The sequence below is a fragment of the Bremerella sp. TYQ1 genome (assembly GCF_020150455.1).
GTDB lineage: Bacteria > Planctomycetota > Planctomycetia > Pirellulales > Pirellulaceae > Bremerella > Bremerella volcania_A.
In genome coordinates this window covers 5,680,590-5,699,455 of the sequence record NZ_CP083740.1, presented here as the reverse complement: position 1 = coordinate 5,699,455, position 18,866 = coordinate 5,680,590, and the positions used below count along the sequence as shown (strand labels likewise).

The following is an 18,866-nucleotide window of genomic DNA, read 5'->3' as shown; positions in this document are numbered from 1 at the left end:
GATCCCCCGCTGAGGAGTGCTTTCCGATTGGCTTGAATTTTTCCGCTATTTCGTAGCATAGTTTTTAGGAAACGTGGTCGGTTTGCGCCGATTATTTTCTATTTTCCCGGCAAGCTTTTCCGTTTGTAACGATCGCACTCGTATCTGGCCTATTTCTGCAGTTTTTCTCGACTGTGGACGCATCTGAAAATCTTGAAGCGAAATCGATTGTTGATAGAGTCGTTTAAACAGTCAGCGAAAACGCCTGTTTCGATTTCGCATCATTGTGACTTGCCACTTTTTCGGAAAGATTGCCAGGAATGGTACGGTTTCGTCGCCCCCATCCCGAGGATGTTGAACAGCTGCTCTTGAACGCCAAGTTGCGTGACGAGTTAGAGCCGTTCTTCGACGAATCGCTGCAAATACTGGACAGCGGTCGAATTCCTATTCGAGTAGAAAACGAGTTCCTCAGTGCGATTCTCGCCTGGGAACGCGCCCCTGTCCTGCCCATCGCCCAGTGGTTCTCCCCAACCCTCGCCCCACCCCGAGCCGATCAACTGACCGCCGAGGAGCTGCATGAAGTCTTGTGGGACATGATCCACAAGCTGGCCTCGCGGCGGATTTATCTCGACTTTACCGACCATTTAAGCGATGCGGAACTGTACCGCGTGGTCGTGCGAGACATCCTGCCATCGCAGGAGAAAATGGTCGATTTGTCGAGCCATTGCATCTATTTCAACTGCGCCGAAGCAGACGGCGACGCCGAAACCTGGCTGCGTTATTACGCCTCGGAAGAGGAACGCCAAGGCTGGATGGAAGAAACCGGCGGTCCCCTGCCCCCAGTCGAAAGCTCGCCATTCCCTCGGAAATTGCCGAACGGAACACGCTAGAACATTCTCAGAGCAGAAGCGGATTTCACCGTGTGTTGCCAGTCAACACCGGGGCATGGTGAGATCCGCTTCGCTTTTTGTTCTATACGGTTTCTTCTTTCGCACGAGCGTACAACCAGCGTCGAGCGAAAAACGTTAACAGCAGCGGCAGCCCGGCCGAAACGGCCAACGCAATGACTAGCCATTCCTGTTCTGCCGCCATTTGCCCGAATGCCGCATAGGCCAACGCGATTCCTGCATTGGAAAATAGGACCGGCGGCCAAAATTTTCGCCAAGATAATCCTTGCACGCCCAGCAGCACGACGGTGGCTTCCGCCAAGATCGGTAATGCCCTCGTCACTACCAAAGTGACCACTCCCCAAGTGTCGGCAAACTTTTTAAGGCTCGCGGCGTCCTCCTCTTTCAGCCAACGTCGCTGAAGGGCCGGACCCGCCATTTTGGCGAGGCCAAAACCAATCGCCGCTCCGACAGAAAGCCCCGCGAAACAGACGAATCCCCCAGCCAAAGCCCCTAACTTGGCCCCTGCCAGCGTGTTGACCAAACTCGACGGCACCGGCAAGAAAACGTCCAGCGAGAGAAGTCCAAACAGTACGATTGCCGTAACCACTGGGCTAGACTGGGTTTGCTCCCACGCAGCAGCCATTTCCGAGAGCGATTCCCCCCAAATGACGAAGGGAACGATCGGAATCGCCAAAGCGGCGGCCAAAAGGGTCAGGATTTTCAGGAATGTCCGCATCGATTCGCCTGGTGAATCCCCCATTTTTCGTGGCATCGGATTTCTGACTTAACTATCATTTTTACTGGGGTAGGATTACCAACGTACAACTACATTCCCTCGCTACCAAGGTTCCGGGGGCGGTCACCCTTATAGCTTTCCTGAAACGATGGACAAAGTCATGGTCTCACGATTACTTCTGACGGCACTAATCATGCCGCTTCTAGCAAGTTCCTGCTACGCACAATATTACGGCGGCCCATGGGGCGGGTATAGCTACCACGCTTCCACCGCGGAAGAAGGCTACCAGCGTGGTCTGGCCGACGTGATTCGTTCTCAGGGGATGTACAACCTCGAGACGTCGCGTGCCAACATCAATCAGCAAGAAGCGAATGCGGCCTACATCGAGAATCGCAATCGTGCCCAGGAAGTCTGGTTCGATATGCGTCGTCGCAACGACGCCTACCGCGCTGAAAAAGCTGGCCCTAAAGTTACCAGCGAGCAAATCTTCCGCATGAATGCCCAGCGTGCTCCCAAACGCCTGAACGACGATCAAATCGATCCCGTCACCGGCGAACTGCATTGGCCGCTGCTTCTCACCGCGATGGTCTACGATCCTTACCGCAAAGTCATCGACGATGGTTTTGAAAAGCGACACCAGAAGGGTTCGTTCGTCAGCTACGATTCGCATCAGCAGATCGTCAAAGCGGTCGACTCGATGTACGACGAACTGAAGAAGCGAATTCGCGACTACGAACCACAGCAGTACGTCGAAGCGAATCGTTTTATGGAAGCCCTGTCGTACGACGTCCGATTCCCGTCCAGCTAGTCTGCGGCGGCAATCGTTTGACGAGAACACCTTTGACTTGCAACAACAACTCTTCTCTATGAATATGAAACTGGAGACGGCGATGAGTGTCCGTTATTTGTTCCTGTGTGTCGCTCTGCTGTTGTGCGGCACCCTTTCTGCGGCCGAGCCAGATGCCGGCAAGCTGATTGCTGACCTGAATGCCGGAGGTGACCAGGCCTATTCAGCAGCAGACGATCTTGCCGATGCCCCTGCCGCAGAAGCAGTTCCTGCCCTGACGAAAGCGCTCGATAGCGACGACGTCGAACTACAGCGTCGCGCCGCTCGTGCGTTGGCACAGTTCGGCAAAGAAGCCCACACGGCCACCCCTGCCCTGGGCAAACTGCTCGATAGCCCTGTTCCCAAAGTGCGTGCCTACGCGGTCTACGCTCTCGGCAAAATCGGCAACGGCAGCAACAAGTATCTGCCAAAGTTGATCAAGCTGATTGCAGACGAAGATGCCACCGTTCGCCATGAAGCTCTGGAAGCCATGCTCGAAATGGATGCCGATCCTGAGGTGACGCTCCCGATCATGGTCAACGTGCTCGAAAATGCCGACCACGCCATGGTGCTGCCGGTCCTGAGCGATCTTGCCGAACAAGGCGACAAAGCCGTTCCTCGACTGCGCAAGGCTTTGCAGAACGAGAAAGCCGCCTACTGGGCATGTCTCGTGGCCGCTGAGATGGGCAAGACGGCCGCTCCTGCGGTTCCAGAGCTGACCGCGGTCCTTGATAGCGAAGACCCAGAAGTTCGTATGCATGCATTGATTGCTTTGGGCGAGATCGGACCAGAATCGAAGCCTGCCCTCAGCAAGGTGCTTGCCGCTCTTGATTCCGACAAAATCCCAGCCGTCAAGTATTCGGCCGCATTCGCCTTGGCAGCGATGGAAGATGCTCAAGCAACCGAAGCGTTGCAGAAAGCTGCCGAAGGGGAGGACGCCTTCCTCAGCCTGATGAGCTACTACGCCGTCGCCAAGCTGAACCCCGAAGATAAGCAGAAGATGACCACGGCGGCTACGTTCCTGGTCGAAGCCATGAAGAACGAAAACGGCAACGTTCGCGCTGCCGCTGCCCGCTGTTTGGCCAATCTGGAAGCACCACCGGAGATCGTTCAACCGATCATCGCGGATGCGCTCCAAGACGCTGACCCACGCGTGGTGGTCAACATCACCGACGCAATCGTAAAGATGGGCCCTCAGGTCTTGCCGAAAGTTGTCGAAGGTTTGAAAGACGAAAACCTTCGCTGGGTATCGGTCGGTATCATCCGCCAGTGGGGTGAAGCCGCTCCGGAAGCCGTCGCTCCGCTTGCGAAAGCCTTGAAAGAAACCGACAACGAACAGTTCCAAGCCGAAGTGCTGATGACCTTGGGTGCCATCGGCGATAAAGCTGCTGGTGGGTTGGATGCGATTCGCCCCTTTATTAAGTCCGATTCGCGCACGCTGCAACTTGATGCCCTGTACGCATTGGGCAGCATCGGCAGTGCCGCAGTTTCGACCAAGGGCGAGATCGAACCGCTTCTTTCGAGCGAAGATCCTTTCACCCAGTTCGCTGCTGCTTGGGCGTTGGCTCACATTGCTCCAGAAGACGAAGCTGTCGCCACCAAAGCCGTTCCTGTGCTTGTCGCTCATCTGACTGACACTACGCAGGACTACATCCCTGGCGAAGCGGCTATGGCGTTGGCCATGTTCGGCGAGAAAGCCAAGTCGGCTCTTCCTGAACTGAAGAAAGCAGCCGATGCCGGCAATACGGCAGCTGCCGAAGCAATCGAATCGATCTCGATGTAAGCCTCGAATCGATCTAAAAACACTTGAAGGCCACCCATCCCGGTGGCCTTCTTTGTTTGCTAGCAGCCAATCTGTCGGCAAAAGTCATTCGCGACTTGAACTGATCTTTCACCGATTGTGGGATTTTGCTAGTAATTCTGAGCCGACACTATTTTCTTGAGAATGGATGCCAGAAAGAAGTTTCGCATGTTAGGCAAGGATGCCATGAAGAACATTTACCTGCGTTTGGCCGTGATTGGTGGAGTGGTAGCATTAGGCGCCACCGCAATCGGACAATCGATGATGGCATCTCGGGAATCAAGCGATCCCGAGCCAATCGAAATCTCGCAAATCCCACCTGGGACGCAACCACAGCAAGTCGCTGCAGCGTTTCCCGATTCACAAGTCGTTCTCGCGTCGAACGATTCGCCTGCGGAGCCTTCTGCCGAACAACCAACTCCGGCCAAGCCTCCGGTAACCGCAGCAACGCCAACTCCAGCTGCTCGGTTCAGCGTTTCTGAATCGGCGACTTCCAACGAAACAGCATCGCCGCCTGCCAATCCGGCTGCCGCAGCCGCCAACGATGGCAGTGCTCCGCCAAGCCGCTTTAGCCGCTTTTTAGGCGATTCCCCTTCGCCGCCAGCAGACTCAGGACCTTCCACTACCGAAGTGACTGCTACGCCGGCAGCATCCAGCAGTGGAAGCCGTTTCAGCATTGGCGATAACGCCGCGCCAACGCCTGCCAACCCAGCCGCCGAAGCGGAACCGACCAATCCTGCATCCTCCGGCGGTACACCAACACCGCCAGGCCCGCAAAGCTTTGCTACCGATTCTGAAGCTTCGCCTCCGGCCAATCCAGCCGCAGGCATGTCGCCACCTCCTGTTCGCTTTCAATCAGGTCTTCCTGCCGCCGCAGCAGACACGGCCCAGCAAGTCACCGACACCGCCAACTCGTTGGCTGCCGAAGCAAACGCCGCAACCGATCAAGCTGCGTCGTCTGTGCGAGGTGCTGTCGAAAATGCCAACAATCGCTTTTCGTCGATGGTGAACTCGGCATCGCAGTCGATCTCGGATCAGGCCAACGCCGTGACCGATTCCATCAACGAGCAGATGCCGCAAACCGCTCCGATGCAGCCACGCTTCAGCTCCAGCGCGAATCCTGCACCACAGCCGACCTCAGCGGAATCAGCGACACCAACTCCTCCGAATCCAACCCGATTTTCGGCGACGACTCCAGCTCCGAGTGAGCCAACTGCTGCAACCCCTCAGCCCAGCGTGATTGGATCGGCGACACCGTCCCCTTATAGCCAAACACGCGGTTTCTCTGCTTCGCCGGCACCTCCAGCCATGGAAGAACCATCGCCACAGCCGATGAGCCAACCGCAACCGACACGCTTCGAGCAATCGCCTCAGATCGCTTCGCTGCCGTCTGCCGCAACAAGTGCCATGACCTCTGGGGCCATGGCCGCATCGCGTCCTGGCGAAGTTCACCTGGAAGGTGACCAGCAGCCCAGCATTCGCTTAGAGAAAGTTGCTCCGCCGGAAGTTCAAGTTGGCAAAGTGACCACCTTTGAAGTCCAAGTTGAAAACAACGGCCGAGTCGATGCCTCCAACGTCGTCGTTCGTGACATGGTTCCGACAGGCGCTAAGCTCGTATCGACCAGCCCTCAAGCCCAACAAGGAGCCGACGGGAGCCTGGTCTGGGAATTGGGTACACTTCGCCCGAACGAACGCAAGACTCTTAAACTGGAAATCCTTCCGCTTCAGGAAGGTGAAATCGGCAGTGTCGCCAGCGTTGTCTTTGCCGCGAAAGCTTCAGCCAAGTCAGTCGTAACACGTCCGAAACTGGAGATTTCACAGTCGAGTGCTGGAACCGTTTTGGCCGGCAATCAGCTCGGAATCACGATCACCTTGTCTAATCCCGGAACTGGTGCGGCAACGGGGATCGTGCTCGAAGAAAACGTTCCTGGCAACTTCGCCCATCCTGCTGGAAAAGAGCTGGAGTTTTCCGTTGGAACACTACGTCCCGGCGAATCGCGTCAGCTTGATCTCGTTCTGAACGCGGTCGCGGCCGGTCGAGTCCAAAACATCTTGCGTGCTCGCGGCGACGGCAATTTGAACGCCGAACATGCGTTGGACTTGGAAGTGGTCGCACCGAAGCTGCAAGTCGCGATGACTGGGCCTAAGCTGCGTTACCTCGAACGTCCGGCCAAGTATACTGTTTCGGTCAGCAACCCAGGCACCGCGCCTGCCCACGAAATCGATGTGGTGACATACCTTCCAAAGGGTCTGAAATTCGTCGAAGCCAACAACGCCGGTCAGTACGATTCGACGCGGCATGCTGTCTTCTGGAATCTCCAGGAGTTGCCACCGTCGCAAACTGGTACCGTCGAACTGGTCGCTTTGCCGATCGAGCCAGGCGAGCAGCGACTGCGAGTCGAAGGCTCCGCCCAAAAAGGCCTGACTGCTGAAGATGAATCGATGGTCCGCGTCGAAGGCTTGGCCGCCATGTACTTTGAGGTAGCTGACTTGGCCGATCCGATCGAAGTGGGCAAGCAAACCACCTACGAGATCAAAGTCGTCAATCAAGGCTCGAAAGAAGCGACCAACGTCAACGTGACCGCCATGCTGCCCGCTGGAATGAAAGCCCTCGGTGCCGACGGTGAAGTCCCAGGCAACGTCCAGGGGCAACAAGTCACCTTCCAGCCAATCGGACGGATCGATCCCAAGCAGACCGTTCGCCTGAAGATCCAAGCCCAAGGGACCATGCCCGGCGATCAACGCATCGTCGTCCGCGTCCGCACCGACGGTATTCCGGACCCAATCACCAAAGAAGAAAGCACGACGGTCTACACAGATCAGTAGGCTGCCAAACGGGTAAAAGCCAAACGAGAAAGGCTCGCGTGAATCTCACGCGAGCCTTACTTTTTTTATAATCAGTTACAGAGTTACAGAAGCCTAAAAGCTTTCCGCCATGTCTCGGGCGTGGTAGCTACTTCGCACGAATGGACCGCTGGCCACTTTGACGAAGCCCATGCTCTTGGCTTGGTGGCCAAGTTCTTCGAACTCTTCCGGGCGGAGGTATCGCACCACTGGCAGATACTTCTTCTGATCTGGCTGCAGATATTGTCCGAGCGTCAGGAAGTCGACGTTGGCATCTCGCAGATCAGCCAACGTGTCCAGCAATTCTTCCCGTGTCTCGCCGAGTCCCAGCATCAAGCCACTTTTGGTTTTTGTTTCCGGGGCAATCTCTTTTACCTGGCGAAGCAGGTCGAGCGTCCAAGAGTAAACCGACTTGGGGCCACGCACACGACGATAAAGTCGCGGAACGGTTTCGGTGTTGTGATTGAAGACTTCAGGCTTCGCTTCCAACACGCGAGCTAGGGCCTCTTTCGAGTCGATGAAGTCTGGCGTCAGCACTTCAATCGTTGCGCCCGTTTTCTCTCGGACCGCTTCAATGCAGCGGAAGTAATGATCGGCCCCACCGTCGGGCAAGTCATCCCGGGTGACCGAGGTGATCACGACATGCTTCAGCCCCAAGCGATAGGCCGCTTCGGCCAGACGTTCTGGTTCGTCATCCGATAGCGATTGCGGCGTGCCGCGAGAAACCGAGCAGAAACTACATGCCCGAGTACATACCGCACCCAAAATCATGAAAGTTGCTGTCTGCTGCGAGTAGCACTCCATGCGGTTGGGGCACTTCGCTTCCTCGCACACGGTTTCCAGACCCAACTCTTTCATCAAGTTGGTCGTCTTGTGTCCGGGATCCCCTTTGGGGACATTCCGCTTCAACCAGCGGGGAAGACGTCGTCCTGAATCAGGTGACGGGATATCGGACGAATCGACAATCGGTAGCTCAACAGGCTGCTTGGCGGGTTCGATCACGTGTATGCTTGACTACTTCAGGAAACAGAGGATGGCTCGAGTGCCAGGTGGCCTGGACTGCCCCGAACCTTTGCGCCAAATGGTACGCCACACTGCGTGCGACCTCTCTTATTGTAGGGCACGACTCTGTTTCTTCCAGGAGACTGCTCATCGTGGGAGAATCTCCGGGACAGGCAAGCTCTGCTGGATTCGACTCAATACCCACCTGACTGTGGGGTCCGCATGTGACATTCAGGAAGGCGCCGTGACTGGTAATCCAGTTCTGAACGGCCACTCCGATGGCGGCCAGCATGCCGCTCCTTCCCCATAAGCCAAATCGGCCAGGCCGCTTGTAGCTGGGAACCTCGTACTCACGAACGGTGTCCAAGAGTCCATTCTGCAGTCGTTGCAGATAATCTCCGACCGACCACGAATGATATCGTAGAGGAACAATTGGATAGACGGCCAATTGACCGGGCGTATGGGCCACACAAGCCCCGCCTCGTCCGATCCAGCGAAGTTCCAGCTTTCGACGACGCATCTCTTGCGTAGTCAAGCGGATATGTCGCCTCGAACCGGCTCGGCCTATACTAATGAGCGGTGGATGCTCGCAAAGCAAACAGGTAATGTGACCATCGTCACGGCCCCCCGATTCATACACCAGGCGTTTTTGCAAAGCGACACATTGATCGAAGTCGACAATTCCCATGTGATGGAAGTCGATGATCGCCGGCCGAGGCCGAGTGTTATCCGAGGGCTGAAATTCGAATATTTCCACGCGTTCGATATACCTGGAGATGTCGTCGTTGCGAGGTCTTCGTTGGAGGGGGGGAGATTAGCAGGAGGCGCGTTTTGAGCCTAGGTCGAAGTGAAGAAAAACTCCCCCGAAGTGCTGGCATCGCTGACATCCCCGATGCCCCATCTGGAAAGTAACGGAAGTGGCGAAGAAGTCGAAAGCTGCCAAAAAAGAAGAAAACAAGAACGAGAAAACGATCGGCGAGAATCGTAAAGCTCGGCATGAATACCAGATTCTAGAGCATCTAGAGTGTGGTATTCAGCTCACCGGTAGTGAAGTAAAGAGCCTTCGTGATGGCAAACTTCAACTGGCCGAGTCGTTCGCTCATGTCGTCAACGGCGAAGTTTTCCTCGTCAACTGCGAGATCTCGCCATATTCCAACGCCAGCGAATACCTCAATCATGAAGCGAGGCGAAAGCGTAAGCTACTGCTTCATAAGCGTGAAATCCTCAAGTTCGCACAAAAGAGCGAGGATAAAGGTTTCACCCTTGTTCCTTTGAAAATGTACTTCAAACAAGGGCGTGCCAAAGTGCTGCTCGGCATCGGTCGTGGTCGGCAGATGCACGACAAACGAGAAAAGCTCAAAAAGGATGTCGCCAAAAGGGACATCGATCGAGCCATGAAGCGCGGTTAAGATACCTCGCTGAACCAAAGGCTAGCACTTTGCGTAAATTGGTACGTGCTCGCGATCTCAACCGAATCATGCGATCACGGCGCACACGCAACTCACTTGCAAACAGGGGTTGGCGCCGCTCCGCTCTCCTATTTCAATAGAGTCTCGCGGAATTCGTCCCCCCCTCTCCCTGCCCCTCAAGGTGGCCATGCTTAAGATCTCAGACCTGAAAAAGTCGTTCCGCCTGCCAACCGGCGAGCGGATGCCGATTTTAGATGTGCCCCAGTTCAATGTGGCCGCTGCCGAGCAGATGGTAATTGTTGGCCGTAGCGGATGCGGCAAGTCGACACTTTTGCACCTGATCGCTGGCATCGGCCGTCCAGACTCCGGAAACATCGTGGTAAACGGCCTCGATATTACCCGCTTGTCGGAAGAGGGAAGTGACCGCTTCCGGGCCGAAGTGATGGGCTACGTCTTCCAGACTTTCAATCTCCTGCAAGGCTTCACCGCGTTAGAAAACGTCCTGCTAGGCATGTCGTTTTCGCGAGGTGGCGTCGATCATCATCGTGCTGAAGATCTTCTACAGCGTGTTGGGCTTGAGCATCGTTTGCATGCTTATCCCCGGACGATGAGTGTCGGCGAGCAGCAACGCGTGGCGGTCGCTCGCGCATTGGCCAATTGCCCGAAACTGCTTCTCGCGGACGAACCGACTGCGAACGTCGATCCGGCCAATCAGCAGTCGATCGTCGATTTGATTCGGGAAACTTGCCAAGAAGAAGAGATTGCGTTGATCATGGTCACCCATGCGATGGAAGTGGCCGAACAATTCCAACGCGTTGAACCGCTTGAGAAAATCAACCTTATCGCCCAAGCGAAGAAGGCCCACGCATGAATATCTTCCAAATCGCTTGGCGAAGCGTCCGACAACGAGCGTTAGCGTCGTCACTAACTTCCTTTTCGATGGCCTTGGGCGTGCTACTTGTTACAGCCGTCCTGCTGGTGCATGGGATCGTATCGAAGTCGTTTACCGACAATTCCGATCTCGGCTACAACATGATTGCCGGCGCCAAAGGGGGAAAGCTTCAGCTGGTGCTGAACACGACGTTTTACCTCAGTGAACCGGTCGAAAACGTCCCTTATACGTTCTACCAGGAGTTTCTCACTAAGGATAAGCAGGAGCAGGAACTCGAGTTGATGAGCCCTGATAAGCGGGGCGAATTGACCGACGGCGTTTACTCGAAGAACACCGAATTCGCCATTCCTGTTTGCTTGGGCGACTATTACCAGCACTTCCGCGTCGTTGGGACGCTGCCGAAGTTCTTCGAGCTGTTCAAAAAACCGGACGATGATGAAGAACTGAAATACTCGTTCCGCGAAGGCCGTAACTTCCACGTCTGGGACGAAGAAAACGGCTATTTCGAGGCGGTCGTCGGTTCGATGGTTGCCCAGCAGACTGGGCTTAAGATCGGGGACAAGATCGCCGCTTCGCATGGGGGCGATCCAAACGACATTCACACCGACTCGCCATTTACCGTCGTGGGGATCCTAGCTCCTTCCGGCACCCCCAACGATCGGGCCGTCTTCGTCAACATGGAAGGCTTCTACCTGATGTCGGGCCATGCCAAAGTGGAGGAGACCGAGGAAGTTGGCGCCAACGTGACCGGATCGACCATCTCTCGCAAGCAACCACTGCCGATCAAGCAACGAGAAGTGACCGCAGTGCTCGTTCGCACGTCGAATCCATTTGCTCCGATCATTATCAAGAACCGAGTCAATGAAGGAAACGTCGCCCAGATCGTGATGCCGGTGATGGAGATCACAAGCCTGTTTGAGCTGATTGTGCAGCCGATTCAAACATTGCTGCTGGTGATCACCGTGTTGATCTGTATCGTCTCCGGAATCTCAATCCTGGTCAGCATTTACAACTCGATGAATGACCGCAAACGAGAAATCGCCGTCATGCGAGCCCTCGGAGCGCGACGGCGAACAGTTATGGGGATTGTTCTGTCCGAATCGATTATCCTCTCTGTAGGAGGGGGTATTTTAGGATGGATGGGTGCCCATTTCCTATTATTCTGTGCCAGTCCGATCGTGGAGTCCCGCACGGGCGTGCAGATTGGGCTGTTCGACCTGGCTCCGCTCCCGAGAACGCTTGAAGTTCAGCTACCTTCGGCGATAATAGAGAACGACTGGATTGGCCCTCTTTTCAGTCTCGAGTTAGTGATCGTCCCGGCTCTGATCCTGTTGGCAGTCTTAGTTGGCTTCCTGCCGGCCTACACGGCCTACCGTACGGATGTGGCAGAAGCGCTAAGTTCATCACCGTAAGTGATGAATCAGGAAGGCTTAATGTTCAGCGGACGATTGCCCCTTGCGTGGACGTATTGGTCCCGCTGATCTCGCCTTTTGCCTCGAACTCAAGAGAAGTGCTCTTATGCTCACGCGTCTCATGATTCTCAGCGGAGCGTTGCTAACTACGGCCGCTCTGCTCGCTAACGCGTTCGCGTGTCCATTCTGCGCGGCCGTCTCGCAGACGTTCTCGCAGGAAATCGATTCGATGGATGCGGCCGTCATTGCCAAGTTGGTCGAAGCTCCGGAAATCACCGCGGAAGGTGCCGGGGTCGAAGCGACGTTTGAAATCGTTCAGATTCTCAAGGGCAAAGAACACCTAGGCGAACAAAAGACGATCAAATCGCTCTACTACGGCGAAGGCCGCGAAGGACGTCAATTCCTGATTCTCGGCACTGAGCCAGAAAGCATGATGTGGTCGACCCCGACGCTGCTGACCGACCGAGGCGTGAAGTACATCAACAACGTCATCAAGTTGCCGGAAACAGGGAACGAACGTTATGTCTTTTTCCAAGAGCACCTGGAAGACGAAGACGAAATGCTCGCTCGTGACGCGTACGACGAATTCGCCAACGCGCCGTACAGTGCCCTGCACGATTTGAAGCCGCAGATGAAGCACGATCAATTAGTCACGTGGCTGAAAGATCCCGATATCGCTGCCAACCGTCGCCGTTTGTACTTCACCATGCTTGGTGTCTGCGGCACCGATGCTGACTTGCCGATGCTGGAAAAGATGCTCAGCAGCGCAGAACGCACCGACAAGTCAGGGCTCGATGCGATGATCGGCTGCTACCTCACGTTGGCAGGTGCCGATGGTCTTCCACTCATCGAAAAGCTGTATCTAGCTAACAAAGAAGCTGAGTATGCAGACACCTACGCAGCAATCATGGCCCTGCGTTTCCACGGCACGGAAACAGATGTCATTGAAAAGGACCGGCTTCTTAAGTCATTGCACTTAATGCTCGACCGCCCTTCCCTTGCCGACTTGGTGATTGCCGACTTCGCTCGATGGGAAGATTGGTCGGTCATGGACAAGCTTGTCACGCTGTTCAAAGAAGCGGACGAAGAAACCAGCTGGGTACGCGTGCCCGTTATTCGCTATTTGATGCAGTGCCCCAAGCCGGAAGCCAAGCAGCACTTGGTCGAGTTGGAAAAGATCGATCCAGACGCCATGAAACGGGCACAAACGTTCTTCCCCTTCCAATCGCAGGCCGTTCCGACACGTGCCGATGGCGAAAAGATGAAGCAGGAAGAACTTCTTGCGATGGCAGACGTCGACGACAACCAACTTCCTCCTGAAGAAGACGAAGCGGAAGAAAAAGCTCCTCAAACATCTGGCGCGGCGAACTCGACCAAAAGCGGAGAAGAGACCGCCATGGCAAAACCGCAAGTCACGCGTGACGAACTTTCGACCGATGGCGATCGAGCACTGGCTGCGGCAATCAGCGGCGACTCGATGACGAACCGCTCGGAAACGACCAGCGTAGGAATTCTGCAACGGATATTTTCGACCTCGATCCCTGTCGTTATGACGTTTGTGTTAATGCTCGCCATCTCGGGCATCCTGTGGAACCCAGGCAACAAATCGTCGCTATAAAGACAGGATCGAGAATTTCATCCCCGTATTCTTAGCGTCCTTAATCAAGTCATGAGCACCACCACCGACCCTCAACCTGCTTTCACTGGCGATGTCGACCCAGCGATTTACGAGCAATACCGCTCGATCAGTTCGCTGGCCGTGACGTCGCTGCTGATTGGCTTCATCAGCATGGTCACGATTCTTGCCGTGATGATGGCTCCGATCGCCTTGGCGGGAATCGGGCTGGGGATCTGGGCCGTGATTACCGTTCGCAAGAACTTGGCCACCCAAACTGGATTGCCGCTGGCCTACGCGGGAATCGTGCTGTCAACAATCGCACTCGTCGCTGGCACCAGCCGCTACGTTTACGAAGAATACATCAACCTGCCCGAAGGTTACGAGGTCATCGCATTTGGTTTGCTGCAAGAGCAGCCTGGCCAACCGGCTGGACAACCGGTTCCTGATTCTGCACTGGAATTAGACGGCAAACAGGTGCTCCTCCGTGGCTACGTTTATCCGCATGCTCAGAAGACCGGATTGAAAAATTTCGTTCTCGTGCCGGACTTCGATACTTGCTGCTTCGGGGGCCAACCGAAACTGACTGACATGGTGGAAGTTCGCCTGGTCGAACCGTTGTCGGTTGATTTTTCCTTCAATCGCCGGAAAATTGGAGGAACGCTTCGGGTCCATCAAGATCTGAAAAAGATCGAAGACCTGACCGGCGTCTTTTACGAATTGGAAGCTGACTACGTCGATTGATGCATCCCACCTTAAAACCACTCGCCTTCACACTCTGTTTGCTTCTTAGTCTTTACGTGGCTTCCGGTTGCCGCCCTGCGGAGCCTCTGCGTCCCTCGAACACTACGCATACGCCAGCTTCGTCTAACGAAACGACGCCAGCGGCCGAATCGGCTTCGCCAGAAGATTCCAGCAATGACGCCGTAGCGGACGAAAGCCCCCAAGTAGGAGACACACCGGCCGAGACAGCAGACACCTCGAAACCATCCGCTGAAGAAGCACCTGAGAAGACATCTAAGACTCCCAAGACCCAGCCGACCTCTACCGAAACGAAGCGGCCTGTCCCGAAGCCACAGCCAGGCAAAACGCTTGACCTGACTTTCGACGATATCAAATTCGATATCGAACCCGACGCTCCTTTTAAACGCGAGATGCTTCCCCAAGCGATTGAAGACTTGGGCGGTCAGAAGATTCGCATCGGCGGTTACATGCTGCCAAGTTTCCAACAGCGAGACATCAAGCAGTTCGTGCTCGTGCGAGACAATATGGAATGCTGCTTCGGCCCTGGAGCGGCTCTCTACGACTGCATTCTGATTGAAATGGATGGCCGCGGTGTCGACTTCACCGTACGTCCGGTCACCGTGGAAGGGACGTTTACCGTCAAGGAATACAAGTCGGACGACGGCAAGCATCTGGCCATCTATCACATGCAAGGCACCGGCGTCCGCTAGTCCGCCCTATTGATTCGCGGAGATTCGTGACGTGAAGCCTTCTTCCGCGAACCTGGATCGGACCTCGCAAGGAGCGAATCGAAACGCAGGTTGGTGGGCGTTGGGCAATGGCCTGGTTTCGACCACGCTTGTCTCCTATTTCGCTCAAAACTTGGGAGCCCAATCGGCTGCCGTTTCCTGGATCATTGCCGCTCCCAAGCTAGTCGGCGTTCTACGATGGTTTGCACCGCGACTTCTGAAACTAGGTGGAAGTTACCGAACAACATCCACCACAGCGTTTTTACTGTCGACGTTCTTTCTGCTGCTGTTACCACTGTGTGCGGTTGAGTCACTTTGGCCTTCCAACACGGCCGCAATTTGGGGCATCGTCATTTGCTGGTGTTTGTACCACTTGGCCGAATACTGCGGCTTTGTGATTTTCATCGCATGGCTTATGCAGTTGGTTCCGCCCGAAGTACGAGGCAGATTCTTCGGCCTTCGCGAACGCTGGCTTACTGCGGGAAACCTGGTTGGCTTTTTGTTCGCCGGACTACTTGCGGCGACATTGCGTAACGGACTCGAGGTAGATCTTCGCTGGATCACCTATCCGTTTATGGCGGTCTACGGTGCTATCGCTATTGGTATCTCAGTCGGTCCCCTTCGATTCATTCCCGAGCCCAAAACAATCCAACCGCCCGATCATTCTCTGCGCGACGACTGGCGACATTGGTCGAGTCCTCGGGCTCGTTGGTTTCTACTCTACGGAACGTGGTTCTCGGCCGCGAACGGACTGTTTTCGACATTGCTCTACGTTTATCCCTATCGCGGGCTCGACTTGTCGCTGCTCATCCCGCTGACAATGGCTGCGTCGATGCGACTGGGACAATCGATAATCAGTCGTCGGGTTGGCGTGACGATCGATCGTTACGGTTGGCGACCGGTGATGATCTGCGGACAACTGCTTATCGCGCTCGGCCCCATTTTGTTTGCGTTCGGCACCGCAGGCTATATTGCCGGTAATCTGGTTTGGATTGCCTACGCACTTATCAACGTGGCACTTCCGATTGCCATTGTTGACGGCAAGACCGACCAGAATGCGGCGCCACCATTGGCACTTTACTTTGCTTGGACCGGCCTCGTTTATGGTCTTACCGCATTGGCAGGGCAGGGGATCGCGGATCTATTTGTCTCGCTTGAATATCGCAGCGATGCGTCGGCATACTTCCCTTACTTTTTAGTGGCAACGTTGGCCCGACTATCGGCCGTATTGCCACTTCTTTGGCTCCCCGCTGAAAGCAATGCCGACAAGTGATAAACTTGCTGGTTACCCTCTCCCCATAGCAAGGAACGATCATGGCAATCCAATCCTGGACCGGCTATTGCACCAACGTGCACGCTGGAGCCACTCTCGAACAGACCCAGCAAAACCTCAACACCCATGCATCGCGCGTGCAGCAAATTCTGGGTAAAGAGCAGCCTCTGGGCGTCGGCCTGTGGCTTTCCAACTCGACCGCTCAATCGTTGGTCGAACCAGGGAAGATCGACTCGTTTTCTCAACTGCTCAAGGGAAACCACTGGATTCCTTACACGTTCAATGGCTTTCCGTTTGGCGATTTCCACAAGTCGGTCGTCAAACATGACGTCTACCTGCCGACGTGGTGGCAAGTCGAACGCTTGAACTACACCAAAAACCTGGTCACAATCCTCGATCAACTTCTAGAACCGGGCCAGGAAGGCAGCATCTCAACACTTCCCATCGGCTGGGGAAATCCGGTCCCGACCGAAGATCAATGGGCCGCGACAACGCAAAACTTCTTAGCCCTTGTCGAACATCTGTATCAACTGGAACAGTCGACAGGACGGCTGATCTATGTCTGCATCGAGCCGGAACCTGGCTGCGTTCTCGACACGACCGAAGATGTCATCTCGTTTTTCCAGACGCATCTCTTTCCCAATGGCGATGCCGATCGTATCCGACGCTACCTTCGTGTTTGCCACGATGTGTGCCATGCGGCGGTCATGTTTGAAGATCAATCCAACGTCCTGCAAAAGTACGCTGACGCCGGCATTTCCATCGGCAAAGTACAGATCTCTTCGGCAATTGAAATCCGTTTTGCCGATTTAACGCCTGAAGAACGGAGCCAGGTTTTAGCCGACGTTTCCGAGTTCGCTGAGGATCGCTATCTGCATCAAACGACATCACGCGCCGCCGATGGCACGTTGACCTATTACGAAGATCTCCCGTTCGCACTCGAGTCGGCCTCTAAGGCGATTCCTGAAAGCGACACGTGGCGAATTCATTTTCACATGCCGATTTACCTCGATCAGTTCGGCCTGCTACGCACGACACAGTCACATATTCACGACTTCCTGTCGGAGATCCGGAACTATCCCGAAATCCGACATTTTGAAGTGGAAACCTACGCGTGGAGCGTTCTACCGCAGGAGCTTCAACACAACGAACTGGCCGAAGGTATCGCTCAGGAAATCCACTGGCTGCGACAACAGCTGACTCACCGCCAACACGACTAGGACAATTCCCTATGCAGACGGTCTCGAAACGACAGGAAACTCACGAGTTCTTCTGGTTCGACAGCCAGGGAAAAAAACGTTCGTGGCCGTTTCTTAGCTATCAGCCAAGCGACTTCCAAACGGAAACGGAAGTGCCGCTGCTCGTCTTCTTGCACGGGGCAGGGGAGCGGGGCACCGATTTATCGCTCGTCAAAAAGCATGGTCCTCCGAAGCTGATCGATCAGGGCGAGGACTTTCCTTTCGTGGTAATCTCGCCCCAGTGCCCCGAAAACCAGTGGTGGGCGATGCGTGAGAATGTGCATGGCATCGCTCAGCTTGTGCAGCATATTCAAGCAGAATACTCGATCGATACGGCTCGCACTTACCTGACCGGCATGAGCATGGGCGGCTACGGAAGTTGGGCAATCGCTGCAGAGTATCCCGAAATGTTCGCAGCGATCGTTCCTATTTGCGGCGGTGCTGATCTCGATAATGCGAATTTGCTGAAGCAAACGCCGGCCTGGGCGTTTCACGGGCAAGAAGACGAGATTGTCCCGGTGCTAAGAAGCCAAGAAATTGTGGATGCCATCGAGAAGATTGATGGTGACGCGCGGCTGACCATTTATGACAATGTCGAGCACGACAGTTGGTCAGCCACGTATGCGAATCCTGACGTATACCAGTGGCTACTTACGCACGAGAATCGCAACCGGAGGAATGCCTGATGTCGACATCTGGAGATAACCCGTTCTCTTCGCCCGAAGGAAATGATGGCCCCAGCTACGAAGCACCCAATTTTGAAGGGGGCGGTTCGGTCATTCCACGTTCCTCGGTCGACTACATGGAGCCTGTCGGCAAGGTCTTTCAGAATCCCAACTGGTTCGTGAACATCTTGCTGTGCGGCATATGCATTCTTATTCCGATTATCGGCGGGATGGTTGCCTTCGGATACTTGGCCGAAGTCCTTGCTTCTCAAGCGTACGGACGCAGTCAGTCTTATCCCGATTTTGATTTCAATCGCTTCGTCGAATATCTGACACGCGGCTTTTGGATGTTCCTCGTCGGATTCGTCGTTTGGGTATGTATTTTCCCAATCATTATGATTGCCGGGTTCATCATGGCCGCCATGCAAGCCACCGATAACGATGCCCTGGCGATTGTCGGCGGGTTGGTTTACTTCGGCACGAATATCTTTGTCAACGTGCTCAGCTTCTTCATCATTATGCCGTTGATCATCCGTGCCGGTATGCTGAACGACTTCGCCGCGGCGTTCGACTTCCGCTGGATCAAGGACTTCATTTCCAAGATGTGGGTCGAACAACTGCTCGGCGGAATCATTCTGTATATCTTCGCGTTTCTGATCATGCTGGTTGGTTGTATTGCCCTTTGTATCGGGTACATTCCAGCCGCAGGTGCCGTGCTGATTATGTGGGGCCTATTTCTGGCTCAGCTGTATCAGGTATTCGTACACCGCGGCGGCCAACCACTTCCGTTCAAGGAAGCTACCAAGCTGTAA

The 18,866-nt window shown here is 55.0% G+C and carries 17 protein-coding genes; 14 read left to right on the top strand and 3 right to left on the bottom strand.

What is annotated here, in order from left to right:
* The first annotated feature begins 299 nt into the window (after window positions 1-299).
* Window positions 300-869 (top strand): hypothetical protein, encoded by a 570-nt coding sequence (locus LA756_RS23125; protein WP_224437093.1) that lies wholly within the window; start codon window positions 300-302, stop codon window positions 867-869.
* 82 nt (window positions 870-951) lie between these two features.
* On the opposite strand, the gene LA756_RS23120 is transcribed toward LA756_RS23125, so the two are convergent.
* The gene (locus tag LA756_RS23120; protein WP_224437092.1) at window positions 952-1,641 is read right to left on the bottom strand and encodes a TVP38/TMEM64 family protein; all 690 of its coding nucleotides are present in this window, start codon (window positions 1,639-1,641) and stop codon (window positions 952-954) included.
* A 124-nt stretch (window positions 1,642-1,765) separates the two neighbouring features.
* On the opposite strand from LA756_RS23120, the gene LA756_RS23115 reads away from it, so the two are divergent.
* From LA756_RS23115 to LA756_RS23105, 3 genes are all read left to right on the top strand, one after another.
* Window positions 1,766-2,413 carry a hypothetical protein gene (locus LA756_RS23115; protein ID WP_224437091.1) on the top strand — a complete coding sequence of 216 codons (648 nt, stop codon included), beginning with the start codon at window positions 1,766-1,768 and terminating at the stop codon, window positions 2,411-2,413.
* An 82-nt stretch (window positions 2,414-2,495) separates the two neighbouring features.
* The gene (locus tag LA756_RS23110) at window positions 2,496-4,214 is read left to right on the top strand and encodes a HEAT repeat domain-containing protein (protein WP_224437090.1); all 1,719 of its coding nucleotides are present in this window, start codon (window positions 2,496-2,498) and stop codon (window positions 4,212-4,214) included.
* A gap of 204 nt (window positions 4,215-4,418) precedes the next feature.
* Window positions 4,419-7,058 (top strand): DUF11 domain-containing protein, encoded by a 2,640-nt coding sequence (locus LA756_RS23105; RefSeq protein WP_224437089.1) that lies wholly within the window; start codon window positions 4,419-4,421, stop codon window positions 7,056-7,058.
* 93 nt (window positions 7,059-7,151) lie between these two features.
* Here the strand turns inward: LA756_RS23105 and lipA are convergent, their stop codons facing one another.
* Window positions 7,152-8,042, bottom strand: a complete 891-nt coding sequence (gene lipA / locus LA756_RS23100; RefSeq protein ID WP_315858365.1) for a lipoyl synthase — start codon at window positions 8,040-8,042, stop codon at window positions 7,152-7,154.
* A 7-nt stretch (window positions 8,043-8,049) separates the two neighbouring features.
* Window positions 8,050-8,835 carry a lipoyl(octanoyl) transferase LipB gene (locus LA756_RS23095; RefSeq protein ID WP_224437088.1) on the bottom strand — a complete coding sequence of 262 codons (786 nt, stop codon included), beginning with the start codon at window positions 8,833-8,835 and terminating at the stop codon, window positions 8,050-8,052.
* A gap of 160 nt (window positions 8,836-8,995) precedes the next feature.
* On the opposite strand from LA756_RS23095, the gene smpB reads away from it, so the two are divergent.
* From smpB to LA756_RS23045, 10 genes are all read left to right on the top strand, one after another.
* Window positions 8,996-9,487 (top strand): SsrA-binding protein SmpB, encoded by a 492-nt coding sequence (gene smpB, locus LA756_RS23090; protein WP_224437087.1) that lies wholly within the window; start codon window positions 8,996-8,998, stop codon window positions 9,485-9,487.
* Between the two features lie 187 nt (window positions 9,488-9,674).
* The gene (locus LA756_RS23085; RefSeq protein ID WP_224437086.1) at window positions 9,675-10,358 is read left to right on the top strand and encodes an ABC transporter ATP-binding protein; all 684 of its coding nucleotides are present in this window, start codon (window positions 9,675-9,677) and stop codon (window positions 10,356-10,358) included.
* Entirely contained in the window at window positions 10,355-11,791 is a 1,437-nt protein-coding gene (locus tag LA756_RS23080) for an ABC transporter permease (RefSeq protein WP_224437085.1), read from the top strand. Before LA756_RS23085 ends, LA756_RS23080 begins: the two co-directional genes overlap by 4 nt.
* A 106-nt stretch (window positions 11,792-11,897) precedes the next feature.
* Window positions 11,898-13,409, top strand: a complete 1,512-nt coding sequence (locus LA756_RS23075) for a hypothetical protein (RefSeq protein WP_224437084.1) — start codon at window positions 11,898-11,900, stop codon at window positions 13,407-13,409.
* Between the two features lie 51 nt (window positions 13,410-13,460).
* Window positions 13,461-14,150, top strand: a complete 690-nt coding sequence (locus tag LA756_RS23070; protein WP_224437083.1) for a DUF3299 domain-containing protein — start codon at window positions 13,461-13,463, stop codon at window positions 14,148-14,150.
* Window positions 14,150-14,860 carry a DUF3299 domain-containing protein gene (locus LA756_RS23065; RefSeq protein ID WP_224437082.1) on the top strand — a complete coding sequence of 237 codons (711 nt, stop codon included), beginning with the start codon at window positions 14,150-14,152 and terminating at the stop codon, window positions 14,858-14,860. Before LA756_RS23070 ends, LA756_RS23065 begins: the two co-directional genes overlap by 1 nt.
* A 31-nt stretch (window positions 14,861-14,891) precedes the next feature.
* Window positions 14,892-16,151: an MFS transporter gene (locus LA756_RS23060; RefSeq protein ID WP_224437081.1), complete on the top strand. Its 1,260-nt coding sequence runs from the start codon at window positions 14,892-14,894 to the stop codon at window positions 16,149-16,151.
* 41 nt (window positions 16,152-16,192) lie between these two features.
* Entirely contained in the window at window positions 16,193-17,371 is a 1,179-nt protein-coding gene (gene eboE / locus LA756_RS23055; RefSeq protein WP_224437080.1) for a metabolite traffic protein EboE, read from the top strand.
* A gap of 11 nt (window positions 17,372-17,382) precedes the next feature.
* Window positions 17,383-18,075 carry a prolyl oligopeptidase family serine peptidase gene (locus LA756_RS23050; protein WP_224437079.1) on the top strand — a complete coding sequence of 231 codons (693 nt, stop codon included), beginning with the start codon at window positions 17,383-17,385 and terminating at the stop codon, window positions 18,073-18,075.
* Window positions 18,075-18,866, top strand: coding sequence for a DUF4013 domain-containing protein (locus LA756_RS23045; protein ID WP_224437078.1), 792 nt, complete (start codon window positions 18,075-18,077; stop codon window positions 18,864-18,866). The genes LA756_RS23050 and LA756_RS23045 overlap by 1 nt, the downstream gene beginning before the upstream one ends.

Coding starts and splice junctions, on each gene's coding strand:
- LA756_RS23125 (WP_224437093.1), top strand. CDS start 300: ATGGTACGGTTTCGTCGCCCCCATCCCGAGGATGTTGAACAGCTGCTC.
- LA756_RS23120 (WP_224437092.1), bottom strand. CDS start 1,641: ATGCCACGAAAAATGGGGGATTCACCAGGCGAATCGATGCGGACATTC.
- LA756_RS23115 (WP_224437091.1), top strand. CDS start 1,766: ATGGTCTCACGATTACTTCTGACGGCACTAATCATGCCGCTTCTAGCA.
- LA756_RS23110 (WP_224437090.1), top strand. CDS start 2,496: ATGAGTGTCCGTTATTTGTTCCTGTGTGTCGCTCTGCTGTTGTGCGGC.
- LA756_RS23105 (WP_224437089.1), top strand. CDS start 4,419: ATGAAGAACATTTACCTGCGTTTGGCCGTGATTGGTGGAGTGGTAGCA.
- LA756_RS23085 (WP_224437086.1), top strand. CDS start 9,675: ATGCTTAAGATCTCAGACCTGAAAAAGTCGTTCCGCCTGCCAACCGGC.
- LA756_RS23080 (WP_224437085.1), top strand. CDS start 10,355: ATGAATATCTTCCAAATCGCTTGGCGAAGCGTCCGACAACGAGCGTTA.
- LA756_RS23075 (WP_224437084.1), top strand. CDS start 11,898: ATGCTCACGCGTCTCATGATTCTCAGCGGAGCGTTGCTAACTACGGCC.
- LA756_RS23070 (WP_224437083.1), top strand. CDS start 13,461: ATGAGCACCACCACCGACCCTCAACCTGCTTTCACTGGCGATGTCGAC.
- LA756_RS23065 (WP_224437082.1), top strand. CDS start 14,150: ATGCATCCCACCTTAAAACCACTCGCCTTCACACTCTGTTTGCTTCTT.
- eboE (WP_224437080.1), top strand. CDS start 16,193: ATGGCAATCCAATCCTGGACCGGCTATTGCACCAACGTGCACGCTGGA.
- LA756_RS23050 (WP_224437079.1), top strand. CDS start 17,383: ATGCAGACGGTCTCGAAACGACAGGAAACTCACGAGTTCTTCTGGTTC.
- LA756_RS23045 (WP_224437078.1), top strand. CDS start 18,075: ATGTCGACATCTGGAGATAACCCGTTCTCTTCGCCCGAAGGAAATGAT.